The organism is Mesorhizobium sophorae (assembly GCF_002270415.1).
GTDB classification, from domain to species: Bacteria; Pseudomonadota; Alphaproteobacteria; order Rhizobiales; family Rhizobiaceae; genus Mesorhizobium; species Mesorhizobium sophorae.
This window is the reverse complement of the sequence record NZ_NNRI01000007.1, coordinates 1291789-1313962: the sequence shown is the minus strand read 5'-3', so window position 1 is coordinate 1313962 and position 22174 is coordinate 1291789. Positions and strand designations below refer to the sequence as shown.

The following is a 22174-nucleotide window of genomic DNA, read 5'->3' as shown; positions in this document are numbered from 1 at the left end:
ATAGGGCAGTAAGGGAGTAGGGCAGTAGGGCAAGCAAGAACAGGCTAACCTATTTCCCCTACTGCCTTACTCCCATATTCCCTTACTCCCATATTTTTCGGCGCTCCGAAGCGCGCCGCTGCGGCCAGCAGCACGCCGAGCATCAGTCCGTTGAGGATGTGCCAGAGGAAATGCGTGCCGAGCGGGAAGCCGGCGCAGACCAGCGGGTCGACCATCCGGCAGATGATGGACACGACGAAGATTGCCGATCCCGCCAGATTGTACCAGCCGGCGCGATTGCCGCTGGCCGCCACCAGTATGCCGAAGAAGGCGAGCGCCAGGAACGGCGGCAGGTAGCCCGTCGTGCCATTCGAGGCCTGGCGCAGCCAGTCCGGCACCGCCAGCGTCAGCAGCCCGGCAACCAAGTAGAAGGCGATGAAGATGGCGATCGCCTTGCCCCATTGTATGCCGAGGAAGCGGCGCAGGTTGAACAGCGTATAGGCCAGCGTAAAGCCGGCGATCGGCAGTACATCGGCCCAGACCGTGCCCCTGGTGGCGAAGGTGTGGAAGATCGTCGAGCCGATGCCGATTGCCACCACCCACCAGGCCAGCACCTCGGCGAAGGTGCCGGTGCGCAGCCTTCGCACCTCGCGCACGCCCCACAGGCCGGCGGCGATGAAGGCAAGGTTTGTCAGGGCATTGACTGGCTCGGACCAGAGTTCCGGCCCGGTTCGCTCGCAATAGAGATCGATCGGCGCCGAAAGAGTTTGCCACATCGTGATTGCCGCCCGAATCGGTTTCTACCCTGAACTGCGAGCCCTTCTCCTATTGCGCCGCTGCGGTCGGTTGCAACGGCAAAAATTTCACCGCAACGTGACTTCCCGTTGACTTCCGCTTCTGCCACATATTCCAGCAACGACAATAAAGCCGGCGCCACCGGCGGGAATCGGAATGACCATGGCCTCGCGAAAAACATTATGGCTGGCGGCCCTTGCGCTGGCCTTCTCAGCGGCTGCCGGCATCGGCCAAACCGCCGAGCCCGCCAAGACGCAGGCCGACAAACCTCAGATCGACAGGCCCCTGGGCGTGGTCGAGCTGTTCACCAGCCAGGGCTGCAATTCCTGTCCGCCGGCCGATGCGTTGTTCGCCGAACTGGCCGCCAAGGAAGACATCGTCGCGCTCGCCTATCATGTCGACTACTGGGATTATCTCGGCTGGCAGGACACGCTGAGCCGCAAGGAGAACACCGAGCGGCAAAATGACTATATGCGCGCCTTCGGCAGCCGCTCCGTCTACACGCCGCAGGCCGTCATCAACGGCCGCGTCCATGTCAACGGCGCCAGCCGCATCGATGTCGATGGCGCGCTGGCGCGGATGGCCAAGAGCGGCCAGGGCATGCGGGTCGCCGTCAAGGTCAGCCGGACCAGCGACCGTGTGATGATCGACGCCGGCGATGCCGGAAACGGTCCCAGCGATGCCCATGTCGTCATCGTCTATTTCGACCCGCCGCAGACGGTCAAGATCGGCCAGGGTGAGAACACCGGCCGCAAGTTGACCTACTGGAACGCGGTCTCGGGCATCCAGACCGCCGGCATGTGGCACGGCAAGGCGCAGCGCTACGAATTGCCGATGAGCGAGATCTCCAAGAAGGGCGGCTGCGCCGTGCTGCTGCAGTCGGTCGGCAGGGATGGGCTGCCCGGCCCCATTCTCGGCGCCGCCTTCATTCATAAGCCTTAGAATCTCGAGGTTGCGGCTCGCTCATGGCGAGGCGAGATTGCACAGACGATCGTGCTGTGCCTCGTCGCATTGCCCCGCGCTCCACCCCAAAAACAAAAAACCGACGTCAGCTTGCTTCTGACGCCGGTCATTTAGGTTTTGGGATCGTCGCACCCGATCCTTCCGAAGAAAGACCGAGGTTGGTTCGATCCGACGCAGACCCGTGGGCGGGGGGCTTGGGGTTTACGAGCCGGTGCCGGACCGAACCGTCTCAGGCAACGCGGGTAAACTCGTCGGACATTGGGGCAGGAGCGCGGATAAAAAATGGCGAGAATATGGCGAAGCATCACCAATTCCAACAAGGCGTTTCATAAAAGTGACTGGACGTTGCAGAAACAGCGCGCCTCCGCCCTGCTTCGCCGGGTCTTGCAATTCAGCTGCGAACGCGCCAACTTTGGTTGGCAAAGATTCATTTTGAAGGATCGAGGCATGACTGACGACAGCGGCGGGACGGGGGATGTTGACGCATCCGCAATATTGATCCCGCTGCACGAGGCGCGACCTGAGCGCCTCGATCAGCCGGTGCGGTTCGACCGGCGTGAACTGGACCAGATCCTGAGGCTCTACGGCCGCATGGTCGCCGCCAACGAATGGCGCGACTACGCCATCGATCATCTCACCGACAGGGCTGTGTTTTCTGTGTTCCGCCGCACCAGTGAAGTGCCGCTGTTCCAGATCGTCAAGGACCCGAAACTGGCACGCAAGCAGGGCGCCTTTGCCGTTATTGCCGCCGGCGGCCGTATCCTCAAGCGCGGCCAGGAGCTCGGCCGCGTGCTTGGCATCTTCGACAGCAAGCTGAAGCTCGTCGAGGCCTAACCGCTTATTTTTGCTGGCGGAATTTTTGCTCCGGCAGCGAATCGGGATCGGGTGGAGCGAGCGCCCCGCCGTTCAGCGGGAGCTGCATGAACACCGTGTCCAGCCAGCGCCCGTGCTTGTAGCCGGAGCCTTCGAGGCGTCCCGAATGACGAAAGCCCAGCTTTTCGTGGAGCCGCACCGAGGCGCTGTCCGGCCGCCCGTCGCCGATCACCGCGATGACCTGACGGAAGCCCGCCGCCCGGCAGGACTCGATCAGGCTTTGCATGAGCAACAGCCCGACCCCCTGGCCCTTGGCCTCGGGCGCCACATAGACCGAATCCTCGACGATGAAGCGGTAGGCCGGGCGTGGCCGGAAAGCGCCGGCATAGGCATAGCCGAGCGCGGCGCCGTCCTTTTCCGCCACCAGATAGGGAAAGCCGCCAGCCATCAAAACGTCGAATCGCCCGCCCATCTCGGCGCGGCTGGGCGGCTCCAGCTCATAACTCGCCGTGCCCTGGCTGACCGCGTCGCCATAGATTTCCGTGATCCGGTCGAGGTCAGCCGCCGTTGCGGGCCGCATGATGATAATGCTCATTATTTATGCACGCCGTTATTCTGCCGCAATAACAGCAAAACCCGACACAAAAGAAAAGGGCGGCCGTTGGGCCGCCCTTTGGAACTCAATGGTCCAAGTCGCTGCTAACTAGCGGCGATCGCCCATGAACTGCAGCAGGAACATGAACAGGTTGATGAAGTCGAGGTAGAGCGTCAGCGCGCCCATGATGGCCTTGCGGCCGGCGACATCCGAAGCGTCGCCCTCGAAATACATCTCCTTGATCTTCTGCGTGTCATAGGCGGTCAGGCCCGAGAAGATCAGCACGCCAAGCGCCGAGACGGCGAAGGAAAGCGCCGACGAGTGCAGGAAGATGTTGATCACCGACGCGATGATGATGCCGAACACGCCCATGATCAGGAACGAGCCGAAGGCGGTCAGGTCGCGCTTGGTCGTGTAGCCGTAGAGCGACAGCGCGCCGAAGGCCGCGGCGGTGGCGAAGAAGGTCTGCGAAATGCTGGCCGTGGTGTAGACCAGGAAGATCGACGACAGCGAGAGGCCGACGAGGCCGGCATAGACCCAGAACGTCGTCTGCGCCGCCGAAACGCTCATCGACTGGACGCGGAACGACAGGAACAGCACGGCCGCCAGCGGCGCCAGCATCACCACCCAGCGCAGCGGCGAGCCGAAGATCGCGTAGCCGAACGAGGTCAGCATCTCGCCGCTTGGCAGCGTTGCGACAGCCGAGGCCGGATCGGTGGTGGTGGCCAGCATGATCGTGCCGACGGCGGCAAGACCGGTGATGAGGAGGCCAAGCCCCATCAGATTGTAGACCTTGATCATATAGGCGCGCAGGCCCTGATCGATGCCTGCATCAACGCCGGCGCCGGGCACGGCGCGCGTCTGATAGTTGCGAATGGGTTCAGCCATGGGAGTCCTCTATTGCTTCTGCCCCGTCGGGTGTCAGGTCCACCGGACCCAGGCGCCGCTGGCGGGGCTCCAGCATGCCTGTAGCGAAATATGATGGTAATTCGCGTCAAGAACAAGACCGTAACCGGGTGTAATGCTTCGTGAGGCATCCACGATGCGGTTTTCCGGCCTTTGGCGGCCCAACATTACTCCGATTTAACCAAATCTCGGTCCCGGCGGGCGGAATTCAGAGCAATTCCAAAGCGTGCAGCGGTTTTGCGTCGGACTTGCGGTAGGTGAATAGTCAGAGGTTACGCAGCACCGGCGCAGCCTTGTGGCCGAGCACCCGCCAGGTGCCGGCGAGACCGATGCCGACCGTGATGACAAGCGAAAACAGAATGGTCGCCACCGCCACCTCGGGCATGAAATGCGAAGGCAAGGTCATGATGCGTGCGACGACGAACCAGGCGGCCGCACCACCTGCCGCCAGGGCGAAGATCGCGGTGGCGAGCCCGATCAGCATGTATTCGAGCGAGAAGGCGGTAATCAGCGTCTTGCGTGTGGCGCCCAGTGTCTTCAGCACCACCGCGTCATGGATGCGCGCCCGGTTGCCGGCGGCAAGCGCACCGGCAAGCACCAGCACTGAAGCGACAAGCGCCACGCCGGCGGCAGCCCGGATCGCCGTGCCGAGCTGCCCGACCAGCCGGTTGACGACGTCGAGCGCATCCTTGACCCGGACCGTCGTCACCGCCGGGAAGGCGCGGGTGACCGCATTGAGGATACGCGCATCGTCGGCCGTCGAGGAGGTCTTTTCGGTCAGCGTCGCCATCCAGCCATGCGGCGCCCCTGCGAATGTGTTGGGCGAGAACACCATGACGAAATTGATGCCCATCGTCTCCCATTCGACCTGACGAAAATTGGCGATCTTCGCCGTCACGTTGCGGCCGAGCACATTGACGGTGATCGTATCCCCAAGCTTCAGCCCGATCTCCTTGCCCTCCACGGCAGAGAACGAGACCAGCGGCTCGCCGGTATAATTGTCCGGCCACCAGCTGCCCTCGGTCAGCGTCGTGTTGTCCGGCTGGCTGGCGTCATAGGTCAGGCCGCGATCGCCTTTCAGCACCCAGGCGCCTTCCGCCGGCACCGTGACCTTGTCGACATCGACGCCGTTGAGCGCCATCACCCGGCCGCGCAGCATCGGCACCTTGGCCAGTGTCCCTTGTGGCGCCTGCTTGCCGATCAGCACGGAAAAGGCAGCGACGTCGCTGCTCTGGATGTCGACGAAGAAGAAGTTCGGCGCCCGCTCGGGCAGGCTGCCGGATATTTGTTGCCTGAGATTGCCGTCGATCAGCGCCAGCGTCACCAGCAGCGTCAGGCCGAGCCCCAGCGACAGCACCACCGATGGCGTCAAGGCGCCGGGCCGGTGGATGTTGCCGACGGCAAGCCGCAGTGCCACGAAGCGCACGCGCGGGCTCTTCCTCGCCGCCCACTGCACCAGTGCGCCGACCAGGCGCAGCACCAGGAAAGCGAAGACGGTGGCGCCGACGAAGATCGAGGCGATGCGGCGGTCGCCGGAAAACAGGATGGCCAGCGCCGCCAGCAACAGCGCGATACCGACGGCCGCCGCAACATAGGCAGGGCGCGGAAAGCCGCGGCCTTCGAGCCCCATCTCGCGAAACAGCGCGGTCGCCGGCACATCGCGGGCGCGGCCGAGCGGCAGCAGCGCGAAGGCCAGCGTCACCAAAAGGCCGAACAGCGCCGCCATGCCGAGCGCGCCGGGATAGAAGCCGCCCTCGGCCGGCACCGGAATGACCTGATGGAGGGCGGCACCGGCCGCGAACGGCATCAGTGCCCCGAGCACGAGGCCAAGCACGATGCCCAAGGCGGCAATGATCAGGATCTGCACCAGATAGACGGCAAAGACGAAGCCGCCCGAAGCGCCCAGGCTCTTGAAGGTGGCGATGACACCGCGCTTGCCGTCGAGATAGGCGCGCACCGCATTGGCGACGCCGACACCGCCGACCACTAGCGCCGTCAGCCCGACCAGCGTCAGGAATTGCGAGAAGCGTTCGATGTTGGACGACAGCGCCGGCGCGGCATTGCTGCGCGTGCGGATCGACCAGCCGGCCTGCGGAAAATCCTTGGCCGCCTGATCCTGGATGGCTTTCAGCCGCGCCTCATCGGCATCGGCGGGCAGCCGGATCTTGTAGGCGTTTTCGACCAGGCTGCCCGGCTGGATCAGCCCGGTGGCCGCCAGCCCTTCGGTCGAGATCATCAGCCGCGGCGCAAAGCCGAAACCGTCGGACACCGCATCCGGTTCGGTAACCAGCCTGGCGCGCAGTTCGAAGGTCGCGGTGCCGAGCTTCAGCCGGTCGCCGATCTGCAGATGCAGCCGTTCGAACAGCAGATCGGGTGCGGCGGCGCCGAAAACACCAAACTCTTCGCCGAACAGTTCCTGCTTCGACAGCGCCGGCTCGGTTTCAAGCGCGCCATAGAGCGGATAGGCATGGTCGACCGCCTTGGCCTCGACCAGTGCCTGGTCGGTTCCATCGGCGAGACGCGCCATCGAACGCATGCTTGCAGTGCGCGAAACGATCCCCAGCCCGTCAAGGAAGCCACGCTCGGCCTGGCTGGCGTCGCGCTGGTTGATCTGGAAACGGAGATCGCCGCCAAGCAGCGTCTGGCCCTGATTGGCGACACCGGCGGTGATCGAACGCGCCACCGAGTTGACGCCGCCGATGGCCGCGACGCCGAGCGCGATGCAGGCAAGGAAGATCAGGAAGCCGGACAAACCGCCGCGCATTTCGCGCAGCGAGAAGCGGACCGCAAGCTTCAGCGTCCGTGACAACGGCATCAAGCCGTCACCTTGACGGGTGCCGGCGCCTCGATCCGGCCTGACCGCATCGAAACCTGGCGCGAGCAGCGTGCCGCCAATGCCGGATCGTGGGTGACCAGCACCAGCGTCATGCCGCGCTCGGCCGCCTTGGCAAACAAGAGGTCGGCGACCTGCCGCCCCGTCGCCTGGTCGAGATTGCCGGTCGGCTCGTCGGCAATGAGAATGCGCGGCGACGGCGCCAGCGCCCGGGCGATCGCCACGCGTTGCTGCTCGCCGCCCGACAATTCGCCGGGATAGTGGGTGACGCGATCGCTCAGGCCCACGGCCGCAAGCTCGCGCGCCGCGACCGAAAACGGATCGGCATGGCCGGCGAGCTCCAGCGGCACCGCAACATTTTCGAGCGCCGTCATGTTGGGAATGAGATGGAAGGACTGGAACACAATGCCAATGTTTCGGCCACGAAACGAGGCAATCTGGTCCTCGCTTTTGCCATTGAGCAGCTCGCCCGCGATTCGGACCGTACCCGAATCGACCCTTTCCAGGCCTGCCAGAACCATCAGCAATGTCGACTTGCCCGAGCCCGAAGGACCGACGATGCCGGTCGCCTCGCCGGCAGCAACATCGAGGCTGACACCCTTCAGCACATGCACGGAGGACGCCCCTTCGCCAAGTGTCAGCGATACGTCTTTCAGCGCAATGACGGCTTCTGTCAAAATGAAAGCGTCCTATATCAAGGGATGAAGGCTCTGCTTGCCGGATGCCGTCGGAAGAATTCCTTGGTCATATGGGGCCTGCCGCATGTCTTTCAAACGCCTGATTGCCGCAGGCTTCATCGTTTTCCTCGCCATTTGCGGCACCTTTTCGTCGGCGCTCGCCGAGCCGTTCAAGATCGTCGGCTTCGGTGACAGCCTGATGGCGGGCTTCGGCCTTGGGCCGGACCAGGGCTTTACCGAAAAACTGCAGGCCGCCCTTCGCGCCGCGGGTCGCGACGTGACGGTCGCCAATGCCGGCGTCTCCGGCGACACGACGAGCGGCGGCCTGGCTCGGCTCGACTGGTCCGTGCCCGACGGCACGCAGCTGGTCATTCTCGAACTCGGCGCCAACGACATGCTGCGCGGCGTCTCGCCCGACATCGCCAGAAAGAACCTAGATGAGATGATGGGCAAGCTCAAGGACCGCAGGATTGCCGTGCTGCTGGCCGGCATGCGCGCCGCGCCCAATCTCGGCGCCGACTACCAGAACGCCTTCGACGCCATCTTTCCCGACCTTGCCAAGAAATACGACGTTGCGCTCTACCCGTTCTTTCTCGACGGCGTCGCCGGTCAGCCCGGCATGCAACTCGAGGACGGCCTGCATCCGAGCCCTCAGGGCGTCGACCAGATGGTCGAACGCATCTTGCCGACGGTCGAAAAGGCGATCGCGGCGGCGCCGGGAGGTTCGTGAGATCGGACTAATTGCTTCCGCTGGTGAGACTTTTAACAAAGCCTGTGACCAACAAACCTCTTGCTCCGTTTGATTTTCGATGATTCGCTAGGGCTAATATTCGATTCGAGGAAGGGAGGCTCTTCATGCCGCGTCTTTTCACCGCCCTCGAAATACCGCGTGACGCCGCCCTTTCGCTGTCCCTGCTGCGGGGCGGCCTGCCCGGGGCCCGTTGGATCGACGTCGAAAACTATCATCTGACGCTACGCTTCATCGGCGATGTACCGGGTCATGTCGCCGACGAGATCGCCAACGCACTCGACCGCGTCCACCGCCCCTCCTTCCCGCTGACCCTGTCCGGCGTCGGCGCTTTCGGCCAGAAAAAGCCGCACGCGGTGTGGGCGGGCGCCTCCGCCTCGCCCGATCTTGCCGCCCTTCAGGGCGAGATCGACCGCATCTGCCAGCGGCTCGGCATTCCCGCGGATCCGCGCAAGTTCATGCCGCATGTGACGCTGGCGCGCTTACGCAATTCCACCCCGCTCGACGTCGCCCAGTATCTCTCGGCACGTGGCAATTTCTCGACATTGCCGTTCCGCATCGGCCGTTTCGTGTTGATGTCGTCGCGCGATTCGGTCGGCGGCGGCCCCTACATCGTCGAGGAAGCCTGGCCGCTATCGGGCAAGGACGCCCGTGCTTCGAGCCTTGTCGCCAGCGCCTCCGACGCTTCGCGGATCATGCGGTAGACCGAGGCGAAGGCCTCCGCCCCGTCATAATAGGGGTCCGGCACGTCGCGCGCATTGCCCTTGGCAAACTCCAGGAACAGGTGCACCCGGTCGTGCATGGCTGCCGGCGCCAACGCTTTCAGGTCGCGAACATTCGACCGGTCCATGCCGAGGATCAGGTCGAAGCGATGAAAATCCTCCGGCGTGACCTTGCGCGCCCTCTGCCGGGAAATGTCGATGCCGTGACGCACAGCAACCGCGATCGAGCGTGGATCGGGAGGCGAGCCGACCTCCCAGCCGCTGGTTGCGGCTGAATCGAGCAGCATATCCCCGCCCCATTCGCGCTCTGACAGCACGGCGCGAACAACCCCCTCAGCCAGTGGCGACCGGCAGATGTTGCCGAGGCAGACGAAAAGAATGGAATTTATGGGCTTCGCGCTCATCGATCCAACGCTATGGTGACGACTTCAGTCGAAATAGCATGGGAAGCTGACATGACGAGAGAGAAACTGGGCAAGGAAGCAGTCGCCGCAGCGTTGACCGGTCTCGACGGCTGGGCGCTGGCCGCCGATGGCGCCTCGATCAAGCGCACGTTCACCTTCGCGAATTTCTCCGAAGCCTTTGCCTTCATGACCCGCGTAGCACTTGCCGCCGAGAAGATGGACCATCATCCCGACTGGTCGAATGTCTACAAGACCGTCGACGTGACGCTGAACACCCATGATGCCGGTGGCGTGACCGCGCTCGATATCGATCTGGCGAAGAAGATGAACCGCTTTTTCGGTGGCTGAACGGCGCAGCGGTTGCCAAATCGGCACCGGCATCTTGCAGCGTGGCTCGGGTTTCACCACATTTTCGCTCGCGGGCATGCGCAGGGATGCGCATGGACGCTCGCAAGGAGAAACTGATGGCGCAACAATCCGGTTTTGATTTCTTCGGCTTTGGCGGCAAGCTGGGCGACGAGAACGAAGTGCGCGAGAAATTCTGGCGCACGGCGAAGAAGGCCGCGCGGCAGATCCCCTTCATGGAAGAGGTCGTGGCCGCCTACTACTGCGCCATGGACAAGAACACACCGCTGCGCGCCAAGGGCATTCTGCTCGCCGCGCTCGGCTATTTCGTGCTGCCGGTGGACGTGATCCCCGACTTCGTCCTCGGGCTTGGCTTCACCGACGACATCGCCGTGCTCACCGCCGCGATCACCGCTGTCAGCGCCCACATCACGCCGGCGCACCGGCAGGCTGCCAAGGACGCCATCGCCGACAAGGGCTGAGCAGGCCGGCGCCCGCGCAAATGCCTTTGGAGCCTGCGTTTGGCGGCAAAGCAAAAAGTCAAACTCTTGCCGCTTTCGTGGCCTCCAAGTCCCGAAAGGGACGTCGCGCCACCCGCTCGCAAGGCGGCGGCGCGGGAATGGCGGCGGTTTCCTCGGGTGTGGGTCCTTTTCTCAAAGGAAATTCACCGTTTGGTAACCCAGATTAAATCAAAATGAAGCGACAGGCAGGACGCTGAGCCGGCCTGCCGCCGCACCTTTGGAATACGGGAAAAACGATGCGCGGATTGATTGCTACAGTTTCGAGCCTGGCCCTGGTAGCCATGGCAGCGCCGGCACTGGCGCAGTCGGCGACCAAGATCGGCCAACACAATGCCTGGGGCACCTACAGCTACCAGGCATCGGGCGGCAAGGTCTGCTATGTCCTGACCGTGCCGACCGACAAGCAGCCGCCGACGCTCGACCATGGCGACATGTTCTTCTTCGTCAGCCAGCGGCCCGGCCAGCAAGTGTCCTATGAGCCGCAATTCATCGCCGGCTACACCTTCCAGGAAGGCTCCAAGGCCACCGTCACCATCGACAAGAAGTCCTTCTCGATGTTCACGCGCGGCAAGTCGGCCTGGGTCGAGAACGCCGCCGAGGAGCCGGTGCTGATCGCCGCCATGAAGACCGGCACCGACATGAAGGTGACGGCGAAGTCCGGCCGCGGCAATCCCACCTCCTATGTCTTCTCGCTGAAGGGCATTTCGGCGGCGCTGTCCTCGATCGCCAAGTGCAAATAGGCAAAGCTTCGATTTGCCAAAGCTTCGTTTTACACTACGGCCGGGCCGCAAAGCCCGGCCTTTTTTGCTTTTAGCCCGGGCTTGATCCCGGCGCGGCCTCCGCCCGCCGCCGCCGGATCGCCTCGGCGATGAAGACGCGCGACAGCGCATGATAGAGCGGCTCGTGCGAGATCATGCGCGCCGTGCCGTAGCCCAGCATCGAGGCCAGCATCAGCGCGATGACATTGTCGTGATTGCCGGTCATTTCCAGGATGATGACGAAGGCCGTCATCGGCGCCTGCACCACGCCGGCGAAATAGCCGGCCATGCCGAGCAGGGCCGCCGCCCCGTGCCGGCGCCGAACAGCAGGCCAAGCGAACTGCCGATGCCGGCGCCGACCGCCAGCGATGGCGCGAAGATGCCGCCCGGAATGCCGGAGATCATCGACAGCAGTCCCGCCAGGAACTTTTCGGCAAAGAAGAACCAGGGCAGCGGCGTGCCTTCGACGGCGCCCCGCGCCTGCGCGTAGCCAGTGCCGAAGGTCAACCCGCCCGACGCGATGCCGATCACCGCCACCAACAAGCCGCAGACGGCCGCCACGACCAGCGCGCGCAGCAAGGGCTGCCCGGTGTGCCAGCGCCGGATCCGCCGCGTCGCCTTCAACGCCAGCAGCGAGAACAGCGCGCCAAGACCGCCGCCGATGACGCCGCAGGAAAGCACCAGCGGCCATTCGGCGGCAAACGCGATCGTCTCCCTGGCGACGCCGAAATAGGTGTAGTTGCCGAGCAGGCCGAGCGAGGCAAGGCCAGCCAGGATCACCGCCGTCAGCACCAGCCCGTTGGTGCGCGCCTCGTAGGTGCGACCCATCTCCTCGATGGCGAAGACGATGCCGGCGAGCGGCGTATTGAAGGCGGCCGCGATGCCGGCCGCCGAACCGGCCAGGATCAGGCCGCGCGCCTGCGCCATGCCGCCCCAGCGCGCCACCTGCAGCATCAGCGACGCGCCGACCTGCACGGTCGGTCCTTCGCGGCCGATCGAGGCGCCGCAGAACAGGCCAACGACGGTAAGCGCGATCTTGCCCGCCGCCAGCCGCAGCGACAGGATGTGGCTGCGGTCGTCATCGTCGCGCAGGTGGCGGGCGGCGATCGCCTGCGGAATGCCGCTGCCTTGCGAGCCCGGGAAGAAGGCATGAGCCAGCCACGCGCACAGCACGAAGCCGAGCGGCGTGACGATGAGCGGCAGATCGAAGCGCCAGCCGTCACCATTGCCTGTCATCGCATGGAACAGGCCTTGCGCCCTGTCGGCCAGCATTGCGAACAAAGCGCTGATGACGCCGATCGAGATGGCGCCGGCCCAGAACACCAGGCGCGGCTGCCAGACACGCCGTGAGCCCAACATCGCGCGCGAACGCCGCAGCATGGGATATTTTCGCGATGCGCCGGCCATGTCAGTCCTCGTGCGGGGGATGCCCAGCCCTAGCACAGGCGTGAGGTCGATCAACCCTGTGCGTTCAGACCCCGACGGCAAGAGTTTGCCGCCGGGGTCTGACTCAGAGCCTCCATCCGTCACACTGGCGGCAGATATGCGGCCTGTTGGGGTATCCCGCCGGCCTGTGCCGACGGGACGGTCTACCTATCGGCTTGTTCGCATGGCCGATTTACATGGCCATTTTTTCACATTCGGCCTGAGCTTTCTTGGTCGACGTATCGATCATGAAGGCTTTGCCCTTGGCGTCGGTCATCATCATCATGCAGTGCTTGATGGTTTCGCCATCTTCATCATCTCGGCGCCCATCTTTGCGTCCGGCATCATGGTGCCCATGTGCCCATCCGGCATGATCGCCATCACTTCCCCGCCCTTCATCATGGTCATCGTGCCCATCGCATCCTCGGCAAATGCCTGCGGGGCGGAAAGGCCAATGAGACCGGCAATCAAAACGAGCTTGATCGAGTGCATTCTGCGTACTCCCATTTTGCAGGGGCAAAGGTGCCCCTTTTCAGGTTCGCTGGCGCATTGCGGACCATTACGCCAACACGAATATGTGATCGGTTTGTCCTGCAGGCGCGCCCGCGGATGAAGCGATATGCCGGCCGGATCCATGCTCTGATCTGACTGCGACTGAACCAAAACCGCGGCGACGGACCGACCCGGATCGCCGCCCCGCATGACTCCGCCCCCAACCTGTGCTATGCGCCGCGCTTCATTTCCGGCACGATGGTGAAATCGGCCGCAAACCGCTTATGTCAAGTGCAACCATGACCCTTTCATTCGATCTTACCACCGAGGGCGCCCGTGACGCCTTGCGCGCCCGCGCCGCACAGCCGGAAAAGCAGTCGCTGATCGGCCTGACGCGTGCCGAGCTCGGCGAGGCCCTGGTGGCATCCGGCGCCGTGCCGGAGCGCCAGGCGAAGATGCGCGCCCAGCAGCTCTGGCACTGGATGTATGTGCGCGGCGTTTCCGACTTTGCCGGCATGTTCAACATCTCCAAGATCTGCGCGCCGAACTCGACAAGCATTTTACGGTTGCCAGGCCGGAGATCGTCGAGGAGCAGATTTCTTCCGACGGCACCCGCAAATGGCTGTTCCGCTTTCCGCCGCGAGGCGCCGGCCGGCCGGTCGAGATCGAGACCGTCTATATCCCCGAGGAAGGCCGCGGCACGCTCTGCATCTCCTCGCAGGTCGGCTGCACGCTGACCTGCTCGTTCTGCCATACCGGCACCCAGAAGCTGGTGCGCAATCTGACGGCGGAGGAGATCCTCGCCCAGTTGCTCACCGCCCGCGACCGGCTCGGCGATTTCCCCGACCGTGACACGCCAGACGGCGCCATCGTGCCGGCCGAGGGCCGCAAAGTGTCCAACATCGTCATGATGGGCATGGGCGAGCCGCTCTATAATTTCGAGGCGGTGAAGAAGGCGCTGCTGATCGCCTCCGACGGCGACGGCCTGTCCTTGTCGAAGCGCCGCATCACGCTCTCGACCTCCGGTGTCGTGCCGGAAATCTTGCGCACCGGCGAGGAGATCGGCGTCATGCTGGCGATCTCGCTGCACGCCACCAATGACGACCTGCGCGACCTGTTGGTGCCGATCAACAAGAAGTATCCGCTGAAGGAGTTGATCACCGCCTGCCGCGCCTATCCCGGCCTGTCGAACGCCAAGCGCATCACCTTCGAATATGTGATGCTGAAGGACGTCAACGACTCCATCGAGGACGCCAAGGGCCTGATCAAGCTGCTCAAGGGCATCCCGGCCAAGATCAATTTGATCCCGTTCAACCCGTGGCCGGGCACCAACTACCAGTGCTCGGACTGGGAGACGATCGAGAAATTCGCCGACTACATCAACAATGCCGGCTATGCCTCGCCGATCCGCACGCCGCGCGGCCGCGACATTCTGGCCGCCTGCGGCCAGCTGAAGTCCGACTCCGAGCGGATGCGCAAGGTCGACCGGCTGGCCCTGGAAGCAATGATGATCGCGGGGCACGGCGAGGCGTGAGCCGCCGCTTCGCCTGGCTGAAACGCCTCACCACGATAGCAGTCGGCTATCTCTTCGCTGTGTTGACCTCGATCTTAGTGCCCGTGCTGCTGATCGCTCTTCTGGAAGGGATTGAAGACGGCAACTGGTCGATCATCTTCGCATTCGACTGGCTGGGCTCCTTCCCGCTCGCCGTGTTGACCGTGATGGTCGGCGCGCTGCTGATTGTCGGCCCCGCGATCCTTGTCGCTGAACGGCTGTCGCTTCGAGGATGGTTCTACTTTGCGGCCACGGGTGCGGTGACCTCCACCGCCTTTGGTGTTTCCATCCCGCGCTCGGCCGGAAGCTTTGTCTTCAATCCGGGCTATCTCGGTTTTCTGGCCACGGCCGGCATTGCTGCCGGTTCGGTCTACTGGCTTCTAGCCGGGCGTAAGTCCGGTCACCTCACACGCCGGGATCCGGGATGAGCCGCCTCATTGCTTACCTCGTCCGTTTCGCCGTCATCCTGTTCGGCTATGCGGTGGCCTCGCTGGCGGCGAGCGCCTTCCTAAACATCCTGTTCCTGGCTTCGCTCGGCTACATGCCGGAGCACGCGCACCCGACGGCAACCGCCTCCCTGTATTTTTCAATTCCCTTCGTCGCCCTGTTCGTCGCCTATTTCGCCTTCATGCCGGCAGCAATCGTCATCCTGCTTGCCGAGATCCTCGGCCGGCGCGACTGGTTGTTCTATGCGCTGGCCGGCGCGGTGGTCGCGGCCGTTTTCCTCGGCCTGGTCGACAATGCCCGTGACTCGGCTTTCGCGGTCAGGGAGACCAGCGCCATGGCAGTGGTCGCGGCGGCATGGTCGGCGGGATCTTCTACTGGCTTAGCGCCGGGCGCTGGGCCGGAAGCTGGTGGTTGAAGGATGAGAAGGCGCCTACTTCGCCTGGGCCGTCAGGATCTTGAGAGCGAAGGCGGAAAACGCGCCGGCAAAGAGATAGTCGACCACCCGCGTGACGCGCGGGCTGGCCTTCATCGCCGCCGAGAATTTTTCCACCGCCAGCACCATCGGCGCGGTCACCGGGATCGAGCACGATGAACATCGCGCCGAGGAAAAACAGCTTTCCCGGCGCATTAGGATCATGCGCGGAGACGAACTGCGGCAGGAAGGTCATGAAGAACAGGATGATCTTCGGGTTGAGCAGATTGACTCCGAGCCCCGCCGCCCAGCTGCGCAACAGCGAAATCTGAGGCCCCGTCTTCTTTTCCGCGAAAACGCCGAGCCCCTGGTGATCGCCTGCCAGGCGAGGAAGACCAGATAACCGGCGCCAAAGATCTTCAGCACGAAGAAGGCCATCGGCGAGGCGACGATCAGCGCCGAGACACCGACCACCACCAGCGTGGTGTGGATCAGCGTGCCGCACAGCGCGCCCGCCATCGAGGCAAAGCCGGTGGCGCGGCCCTGGCTCAGCGTGCGCGAGACGAACAAGGTCATGTCCGGTCCGGGCGTGATCGCCAGGATCACGGTGGCGATGGCGAACTGGATCAGCGTGGCGGTGTCTGGGATGAACGACATGGACGGGCCCTTTGGCTCGGGAACACGCAAGCCTATAATGGATACGAACCATCGCTGCCAGCAACTGGACGGCTGAAAGGCTGATCCAGCGCCCCGAATCGTATCCCGTTGACCCAACGGTCCGCGGCGTTCGTCTCTTGCGCAGCCCGGAAACGGCGTGATACCTCGCCCGCCGAGAACTCGTGATCGCGGAACCGCCAAATGTCAAAAGCAAAAGACGTCAAGAAAGTCGTGCTCGCCTATTCCGGCGGCCTCGACACATCGATCATCCTGAAATGGCTGCAGACCGAACTCGGCGCCGAAGTCGTCACCTTCACCGCCGATCTCGGCCAGGGCGGCGAACTCGAGCCGGCTCGCCGCAAGGCCGAGATGATGGGCATCAAGGACATCCGCGTCGTCGACGTGCGCGAGGAATTCGTCTCCGATTTCGTCTTCCCGATGTTCCGCGCCAACGCCGTCTATGAAGGCACCTACCTGCTTGGCACCTCGATCGCTCGCCGCTGATCTCCAAGCATCTGGTCGAGATCGCCAGGGAGACCGGCGCCGACGCGATTGCGCATGGCGCCACCGGCAAGGGCAACGACCAGGTTCGCTTCGAGCTTTCGGCCTACGCGCTGAACCCGACATCAAGGTCATCGCGCCATGGCGCGACTGGTCGTTCAAGTCGCGCACCGACCTGATCAATTTCGCCGAGCAGCATCAGATTCCGGTGCCGAAGGACAAGAAGGGCGACGCGCCGTTCTCGGTCGACGCCAACCTTCTGCATTCGTCTTCCGAGGGCAAGGTGCTGGAAGACCCGTGGAGCGAGCCGCCGGAATTCGTCCACCAGCGCACCGTTTCGCCAATGGATGCGCCGGACAAGGTCACCGAGATCGAGATCGAATTCCTTAAGGGCGACCCGATCGCGCTCAACGGCAAGAAACTGTCGCCGGCCACCATGCTGGCAGCACTCAACGATCTCGGCCGCGACAACGGCATCGGCCGGCTCGACCTGGTCGAGAACCGCTTCGTCGGCATGAAATCGCGCGGCGTCTACGAGACGCCCGGCGGCACCATCCTGATATCGGCCCACCGCGCCATCGAATCGATCACGCTCGACCGTGGTGCCGCGCACCTGAAGGACGAGTTCATGCCGCGCTACTCCGAGCTGATCTACAACGGCTTCTGGTTCGCGCCCGAACGGCTGATGTTGCAGGCGATGATCGACAAGAGCCAGGAAGACGTCGAGGGCACGGTGCGCCTCAAGCTCTACAAGGGCAACGTCATGGTCACCGGCCGCAAGTCGAAGAAGACGCTTTATTCCGATGCACTGGTCACCTTCGAGGACGACCGCGGCGCCTACGACCAGAAGGACGCCGCCGGCTTCATCCGCCTGAATGCACTGAGGCTGCGCACGCTGGCAGCACGCAGCCGCAATAAATAAGCCGGTGCATGTCGCCCAAAAGTGTCCAGCGGTTTTGGGACAACGACATGATCAAAAACAAGGATGTGCACGGCCTCGGCAGATACCTGGCGCCGCTACTCCTTCTGGCGGCGCCGGCCATGGCCGAGGATTTCGATCCAGCCTCGCTGGACCTTACGGCGTTGATCGAGTGCCGGGCGGACGTGCCGGCCTATAACGGTTTTGCCCTGTGGCTGGCCGGCGAGCCCGGCGCCGCGGGGAAACTCGGCTGGAAGGAGGTTGCGACCAGCAACCCATTCCTTGTTCAGTATGAGCTGCCGGGCAAAATTCGCGTCTCCGGGCGCGAAACGGGATCCATCGTCTTTACCGCGACCGGGCCGATGGCGGTGCTCGACGGTATTGCCGCGCCGGACCTTGCCAAGGAGTTCAATGTCACGCCGACAATCTCGACGCCGGACAAATTCCTTGGCGAGGCGGTCGTTACCGAAACCACCGAGGACGCCGGTGGCGTGAGCCTCGCCACGCGCATCACGCTCAACGTCTCGACGGTCGAGTCACACCCGGGCAAGACGGCGGCCGGCTGCTCCTACGCGCTCGACGTGAAATAAAAAGCCCGGCGCACGGCCGGGCTTCTGTCAAACGAAGATTTCGAACAGAGACGTCTATCAATCGCCATCGATCGCTGTGGCGATGCGGGCGATGGCCTGTTGATAGACGCTGGCGGAATTCCAGCCGGCAATGGCGCCGATATTCGACTGCGCGCTCGCGCCGGCCCGCCAGCCATGACCCTTGAGGAAGTTGGCGGTGGAAGCCAATGCAGTGGCCTTGTCGCGCAGGTTTCCGCTGCCGACGCCATACTTCAAGACATTTCCGGGCAGGAACTGCGTGTGGCCGATCTCGCCATGTGCAGCGCCGACCGACGAGGAGGTCAACGCACCGCGATCAACCAGCTTCAGGGCAGCAATGGCATGTGGGTAAAAGAATTCCGGGCGGCGGCAATCGTAGGCAAGCGTCAAAATGGCAGAGACCGTATTCTGGTTGCCCATGGCCGAACCGAAGCCAGTCTCCATTCCCCAGATGGCGAGCAGCACGCCTGGCGACACGCCATAGTTGCTTTCGATTTTGCTGAACAGCGCCGCGTTCGACTTCTTCAGCGCACGGCCTTTGGAAATGATCGCAGCGCCGCCACGGCGCTTCATGAAATCTTCCACCGAGCCGCTGAAAGCCTTGTGAATGCCGCGGTCGACGGAGATGGTCCTTGTTGCGTAGGTCGCGCCGGCCAGAGCGGCCAGACCCTTGGGGCCCACACCTTCGGCCCTGGCTTCGGCGGCGAACTCCGGCTTCCAGGCTTCGAAGCCGGCGCCAGTCTTGCCGCAGCTGGCCGCAGCCTGCGCGCCCGTCGCCAGCGCAAGCACCGCCACCACCGCGGTCACAAAATCCTACCCTTGGCAAGTAATGCCATGCTTTTCTCTCCTGATTGCCTGAATCACGTCCCGTTTGCGAATTTGCCAGCGAAACCCGCACTTGTCACTGTCTCTGCTGCAGTGCTGGCGAATGCCGGGGAATTTGCCTACGATCAAGTGAATATTGTGGCGGGGGCGAAATAGCCATGGAAGACGTTGATGTCCTGATCATCGGCGCCGGCTCGGCGGGTCTGGCCGCGGCCAGGACCTTGCAGTCAGCCGGCCTCTCCTTCAAGCTGCTCGAAGCGATGGGCCGCATCGGCGGCCGCGCATGGACCAGCGACCAGCATTTCGGCATTCCCTTCGACATCGGCTGCGCCTGGCTGCACGCCGCTGACCGCAACCCCTATTATCCAGAAGCCCAGGCGGCCGGCTGGACGCTGCATCACCACGACATGAATGTCGACCATCTCTATTATCGCAAGCGCAAGGCAAGCGAGGCCGAGGAAGCCGAGATGAAGGCAGCCGACGCGCGGCTGTTCGAACTGCTGGCCAAGCATGAGGTGAAGGAGGGCGACGACGACCGGCTTTCGGCGCTGCTCGCCAAGGGCCATGCGCCGCGCGCCGCGGCAACCTTTGCCGGACCGATGGATTTCGGCGCCGACGAGGACGAGATTTCCATCCTCGACTTTCAGGCCGCCGCCGATCTCGATCCCAATTATTTCAGCAAGGAAGGCTTTGGCGCGCTGGTCGCCCGTTTCGGCGCCGACCTGCCGGTCGAATTGTCGACGCCGGTGCGCAGGATTCTCTGGGACGGGCCTGATGTCGCCTGCGTCACCGATCGGGGCACCATCCGCGCCAAAGCGGTCATCGTCACGGCCTCGCCGGCGGTGCTCGCCTTTGAGGAGATCGAATTCTCGCCGGCACTTCCAGACACGCATTTTGGCGCCTTTTTCGACCTGCCGATGGGCATGCTGACCAAATTGCCGGTCGAGATCCGGGGCACCAGGCTCGGCCTGCAGCCTTTCGACGACCTTTTGATCGAGCGCATGGCCCGGCACGACATCTATTTCCTGTGCTTCCCGTTCGACCTCGACCTGATGGTCGGTTTCGTCGGCGGCGACTTCGCCTGGGAGATGTCGGCAGCGGGCGAGGCGGCGGGCATCGACTTCGTCGTCGACCGGCTGTGCGGCATTTTCGGCAGCGACACCCGCAAGCACGTGGCGCGCGCCATGATGACCAATTGGGGCGGCGAGCGCTTCGTGCGCGGCGCCTATGCTGCGGCCCGCCCCGGCCGCTCGCTGGCCCGTGCGACGCTGATGCAGCCGGTCGCGGAAAAAATCTTCTTCGCCGGCGAGCACCTCGCCGGTCCGCTGATCCAGACCTGCGGCGGGGCAAGGCTGTCGGGCGAAGCGGTGGCAAGACAGGTCGTCGCCCAGCTTGCGGCAAAATAGCCTCGATCGGAACACCGGCCGGCGGTTCGCGTTGGGCACGGGCCGCCGTGCACCTATATGCTGGCTCTGAAGGTTTGAGACCAACATGAAACTCTTCAACTGCCCGCATTGCGGCCACCGCCTCTATTTCGAGAACGCCCAGTGCCTGAACTGCTCGAGCTTCGTGCTCTACGATCCCGAGCATGCGCGTTTTGCGCTGTCGGGTGTCGACGGCATCTTCCAGTGCACCAATGCGGATGAATGCGCCTGCAACTGGATGGCCGAGCCGGGACAGGCTTTCTGCCGCGCTTGCGTGCTGAACCAGCTGATCCCGGATCTGTCGGTCGACGGCAATCGCCGCCGCTGGATCCGCGTCGAGGCGGCGAAGAAGCGTGCCATCTATTCGCTGCTCGCCGTCGGACTGCCGGTCGCGCCCAAGCAGAACCCTGCCGACGAGGTCGGCCTTGCCTTCGACTTGCTGGCCGATCCGATCGGCGGCGGTCCCGGCGGCGAGCGCATCCTGACCGGCCACGACAATGGCCTGATCACGCTCAACGTCGCCGAAGCCGACTCGGCCGAGCGCGAAAGGCGGCGCATCGAGATGGGCGAGATTTATCGCACCTTGCTTGGCCATTTCCGCCACGAACTCGGCCATTACTACTGGGACCGCCTGATCCGCGACGATCCGCAGAGGCTGCAGGCCTTTCGCACGCTGTTCGGCGACGAACGCGCCGATTACGAACAGGCGCTGAAGACCTATTATGCGAACGGCGCGCTACCCGACTGGCAGCAAAGCCACATCTCGGCCTATGCCACCTCGCATCCGTGGGAGGACTGGGCGGAAACCTGGGCCCACCACCTGCACATCACCGACACGCTGGAAATGGTCCATGCGCTGAACTTCCCGCTCGGCCGGCTTGAGACGGTGGAGGCCAACGACTTGCCGCAAGGCGACACCGGCGGTGGACTGCAGGCGGCGCCCTCGGAGCCTGCCGCAGCACCTGAGCCTTTCGAAAGGATCCTCGCCCGCTGGCTGGTGCTGTCGGAAGCCTCCAATTCGATCAACCGCTGCATGGGCCTGCCCGACCTCTACCCCTTCGTCATTTCAGACGCCACAGCGCGGAAATTGGCCTTCGTTCACGAACTTCTGACTGATTTGCCAAAGGAAGCCGGAACAAATCGTGAGTTGGCGCAGGCGTTTTAGCGGGAACGCATGCGCCGCTGCCCCGTTTTCGCTGGCGAGGGACCATGAAAACGGAGAGAAAACCATGAGATCCGTATTGTTTCCCGCAGTCGCTGGAATGCTGACGATCATGTCGGGCGCCGCGTTTGCCGACACCGCCGTCTCCGCCGTCACCGACCTCAATGTGCGCGCCGGCCCCGGTCCGCAGTATCCGGTGATCGGCGTGCTCGCCGCCGGCCAGTCCGCGACACTCAATGGCTGCATCGAAAACAGCAAGTGGTGCACAATCGCCGAAGCCGGCGGCCAGGGCTGGGTCTATTCCGACTATGTGACGGCTGATTTCGGCGGCAGCCGGGTGGTGCTGACGCAGCGGCCGCACGGTTCCAGAGTCGCGATCGTCTCACCGCCGGAGGGCTACTCGACCGACTACACCGGAGCGATCATCGCCAGCGATCCACTCAACGATGCCTTTCCCCCGCCTCCGACCGAGGTCAGAACTTATGTCGGCGCGCATCGCCTCGACCCCGTCTATCTCGACGGCGAGGTGGTGACCGGCGCGACCTTGCCCGACACGGTCGAGCTGCGCGAAATTCCGGACTACAGCTATCGCTATGTCTACGTGAACGGTCAGCCGGCACTGGTCGATCCGTCGACACGGCGCATTATGTACGTGGTGCGTTGACGTTAACGGGGTGACCGCTGCGAGGTG

General features: G+C 63.8%; 19 protein-coding genes and 6 pseudogenes. 15 read left to right on the top strand and 10 right to left on the bottom strand.

The window, feature by feature from the left end; genetic code table 11:
* Nucleotides 1-44 precede the first annotated feature (44 nt).
* A complete protein-coding gene (locus CGZ66_RS10755) occupies nt 45-755 on the bottom strand; it encodes a ceramidase domain-containing protein (protein WP_095083991.1) in 711 nt (236 codons plus the stop codon).
* A gap of 175 nt (nt 756-930) precedes the next feature.
* On the opposite strand from CGZ66_RS10755, the gene CGZ66_RS10750 reads away from it, so the two are divergent.
* Both CGZ66_RS10750 and CGZ66_RS10745 read left to right on the top strand, forming a co-directional pair.
* Nucleotides 931-1716, top strand: a complete 786-nt coding sequence (locus CGZ66_RS10750; protein ID WP_095083990.1) for a DUF1223 domain-containing protein — start codon at nt 931-933, stop codon at nt 1714-1716.
* A 468-nt stretch (nt 1717-2184) separates the two neighbouring features.
* Nucleotides 2185-2571 carry a DUF2794 domain-containing protein gene (locus CGZ66_RS10745; protein WP_095084393.1) on the top strand — a complete coding sequence of 129 codons (387 nt, stop codon included), beginning with the start codon at nt 2185-2187 and terminating at the stop codon, nt 2569-2571.
* Between the two features lie 4 nt (nt 2572-2575).
* Here the strand turns inward: CGZ66_RS10745 and CGZ66_RS10740 are convergent, their stop codons facing one another.
* The 4 genes from CGZ66_RS10740 to CGZ66_RS10725 all read right to left on the bottom strand — a co-directional run bounded on the left by CGZ66_RS10740 (nt 2576) and on the right by CGZ66_RS10725 (nt 7561).
* The gene (locus CGZ66_RS10740) at nt 2576-3145 is read right to left on the bottom strand and encodes a GNAT family N-acetyltransferase (protein ID WP_095083989.1); all 570 of its coding nucleotides are present in this window, start codon (nt 3143-3145) and stop codon (nt 2576-2578) included.
* A gap of 108 nt (nt 3146-3253) precedes the next feature.
* On the bottom strand, nt 3254-4033 hold the full coding sequence (locus CGZ66_RS10735) for a Bax inhibitor-1/YccA family protein (RefSeq protein WP_095083988.1): 780 nt from the start codon (nt 4031-4033) through the stop codon (nt 3254-3256).
* Between the two features lie 283 nt (nt 4034-4316).
* On the bottom strand, nt 4317-6866 hold the full coding sequence (locus CGZ66_RS10730; protein WP_095083987.1) for an ABC transporter permease: 2550 nt from the start codon (nt 6864-6866) through the stop codon (nt 4317-4319).
* Nucleotides 6866-7561, bottom strand: a complete 696-nt coding sequence (locus tag CGZ66_RS10725; RefSeq protein WP_095083986.1) for an ABC transporter ATP-binding protein — start codon at nt 7559-7561, stop codon at nt 6866-6868. Before CGZ66_RS10725 ends, CGZ66_RS10730 begins: the two co-directional genes overlap by 1 nt.
* Nucleotides 7562-7646: 85 nt before the next feature.
* Between CGZ66_RS10725 and CGZ66_RS10720 the strand changes: the two genes are divergently transcribed.
* Together CGZ66_RS10720 and thpR are read left to right on the top strand one after the other, a co-directional pair.
* A complete protein-coding gene (locus CGZ66_RS10720; protein ID WP_095083985.1) occupies nt 7647-8291 on the top strand; it encodes an arylesterase in 645 nt (214 codons plus the stop codon).
* Nucleotides 8292-8416: 125 nt separating this feature from the next.
* On the top strand, nt 8417-9013 hold the full coding sequence (gene thpR, locus CGZ66_RS10715) for an RNA 2',3'-cyclic phosphodiesterase (protein WP_095083984.1): 597 nt from the start codon (nt 8417-8419) through the stop codon (nt 9011-9013).
* Here thpR and CGZ66_RS10710 read toward each other — a convergent pair.
* Entirely contained in the window at nt 8917-9435 is a 519-nt protein-coding gene (locus CGZ66_RS10710; protein WP_095083983.1) for a low molecular weight protein-tyrosine-phosphatase, read from the bottom strand. The genes thpR and CGZ66_RS10710 overlap by 97 nt on opposite strands.
* Before the next feature lie 51 nt (nt 9436-9486).
* On the opposite strand from CGZ66_RS10710, the gene CGZ66_RS10705 reads away from it, so the two are divergent.
* The 3 genes from CGZ66_RS10705 to CGZ66_RS10695 all read left to right on the top strand — a co-directional run bounded on the left by CGZ66_RS10705 (nt 9487) and on the right by CGZ66_RS10695 (nt 11041).
* Nucleotides 9487-9783, top strand: coding sequence for a 4a-hydroxytetrahydrobiopterin dehydratase (locus tag CGZ66_RS10705; protein ID WP_095084392.1), 297 nt, complete (start codon nt 9487-9489; stop codon nt 9781-9783).
* 116 nt (nt 9784-9899) lie between these two features.
* Nucleotides 9900-10262, top strand: a complete 363-nt coding sequence (locus CGZ66_RS10700; protein WP_095084391.1) for a YkvA family protein — start codon at nt 9900-9902, stop codon at nt 10260-10262.
* Nucleotides 10263-10537: 275 nt separating this feature from the next.
* Complete coding sequence (locus CGZ66_RS10695) at nt 10538-11041, top strand: invasion associated locus B family protein (protein WP_095083982.1); 504 nt, start codon at nt 10538-10540, stop codon at nt 11039-11041.
* Nucleotides 11042-11111: 70 nt separating this feature from the next.
* Here CGZ66_RS10695 and CGZ66_RS10690 read toward each other — a convergent pair.
* Nucleotides 11112-12295: pseudogene (locus tag CGZ66_RS10690) on the bottom strand (chloride channel protein).
* Between the two features lie 471 nt (nt 12296-12766).
* Nucleotides 12767-13186, bottom strand: a complete 420-nt coding sequence (locus CGZ66_RS40710) for a hypothetical protein (RefSeq protein WP_245331057.1) — start codon at nt 13184-13186, stop codon at nt 12767-12769.
* An 89-nt stretch (nt 13187-13275) separates the two neighbouring features.
* Here CGZ66_RS40710 and rlmN point away from each other — a divergent pair.
* The 3 genes and pseudogenes from rlmN to CGZ66_RS10670 all read left to right on the top strand — a co-directional run bounded on the left by rlmN (nt 13276) and on the right by CGZ66_RS10670 (nt 15434).
* A pseudogene (gene rlmN / locus CGZ66_RS10680) lies at nt 13276-14510 on the top strand (dual-specificity RNA methyltransferase RlmN).
* Entirely contained in the window at nt 14507-14956 is a 450-nt protein-coding gene (locus tag CGZ66_RS10675) for a hypothetical protein (RefSeq protein ID WP_095083981.1), read from the top strand. The pseudogene rlmN and the gene CGZ66_RS10675 overlap by 4 nt, the downstream one beginning before the upstream one ends.
* A pseudogene (locus tag CGZ66_RS10670) lies at nt 14953-15434 on the top strand (hypothetical protein). Before CGZ66_RS10675 ends, CGZ66_RS10670 begins: the two are co-directional and overlap by 4 nt.
* On the opposite strand, the pseudogene CGZ66_RS10665 reads toward CGZ66_RS10670, so the two are convergent.
* Nucleotides 15406-16044: pseudogene (locus tag CGZ66_RS10665) on the bottom strand (LysE family translocator). The pseudogenes CGZ66_RS10670 and CGZ66_RS10665 sit on opposite strands and share 29 nt — an antisense overlap.
* Before the next feature lie 201 nt (nt 16045-16245).
* Between CGZ66_RS10665 and CGZ66_RS10660 the strand changes: the two are divergent.
* Nucleotides 16246-17467: pseudogene (locus CGZ66_RS10660) on the top strand (argininosuccinate synthase).
* 47 nt (nt 17468-17514) lie between these two features.
* Nucleotides 17515-18054 (top strand): hypothetical protein, encoded by a 540-nt coding sequence (locus CGZ66_RS10655; protein ID WP_245331056.1) that lies wholly within the window; start codon nt 17515-17517, stop codon nt 18052-18054.
* Nucleotides 18055-18111: 57 nt separating this feature from the next.
* Here CGZ66_RS10655 and CGZ66_RS10650 read toward each other — a convergent pair.
* Nucleotides 18112-18908, bottom strand: a pseudogene (locus CGZ66_RS10650) (lytic murein transglycosylase).
* A gap of 147 nt (nt 18909-19055) precedes the next feature.
* Here CGZ66_RS10650 and CGZ66_RS10645 point away from each other — a divergent pair.
* From CGZ66_RS10645 to CGZ66_RS10635, 3 genes are all read left to right on the top strand, one after another.
* Nucleotides 19056-20303 carry a flavin monoamine oxidase family protein gene (locus CGZ66_RS10645; RefSeq protein ID WP_095083980.1) on the top strand — a complete coding sequence of 416 codons (1248 nt, stop codon included), beginning with the start codon at nt 19056-19058 and terminating at the stop codon, nt 20301-20303.
* Nucleotides 20304-20388: 85 nt separating this feature from the next.
* Nucleotides 20389-21486, top strand: a complete 1098-nt coding sequence (locus CGZ66_RS10640) for a zinc-binding metallopeptidase family protein (RefSeq protein WP_095083979.1) — start codon at nt 20389-20391, stop codon at nt 21484-21486.
* Nucleotides 21487-21550: 64 nt separating this feature from the next.
* Entirely contained in the window at nt 21551-22147 is a 597-nt protein-coding gene (locus CGZ66_RS10635; protein WP_095083978.1) for a DUF1236 domain-containing protein, read from the top strand.
* The last annotated feature ends 27 nt before the right edge of the window (nt 22148-22174 follow it).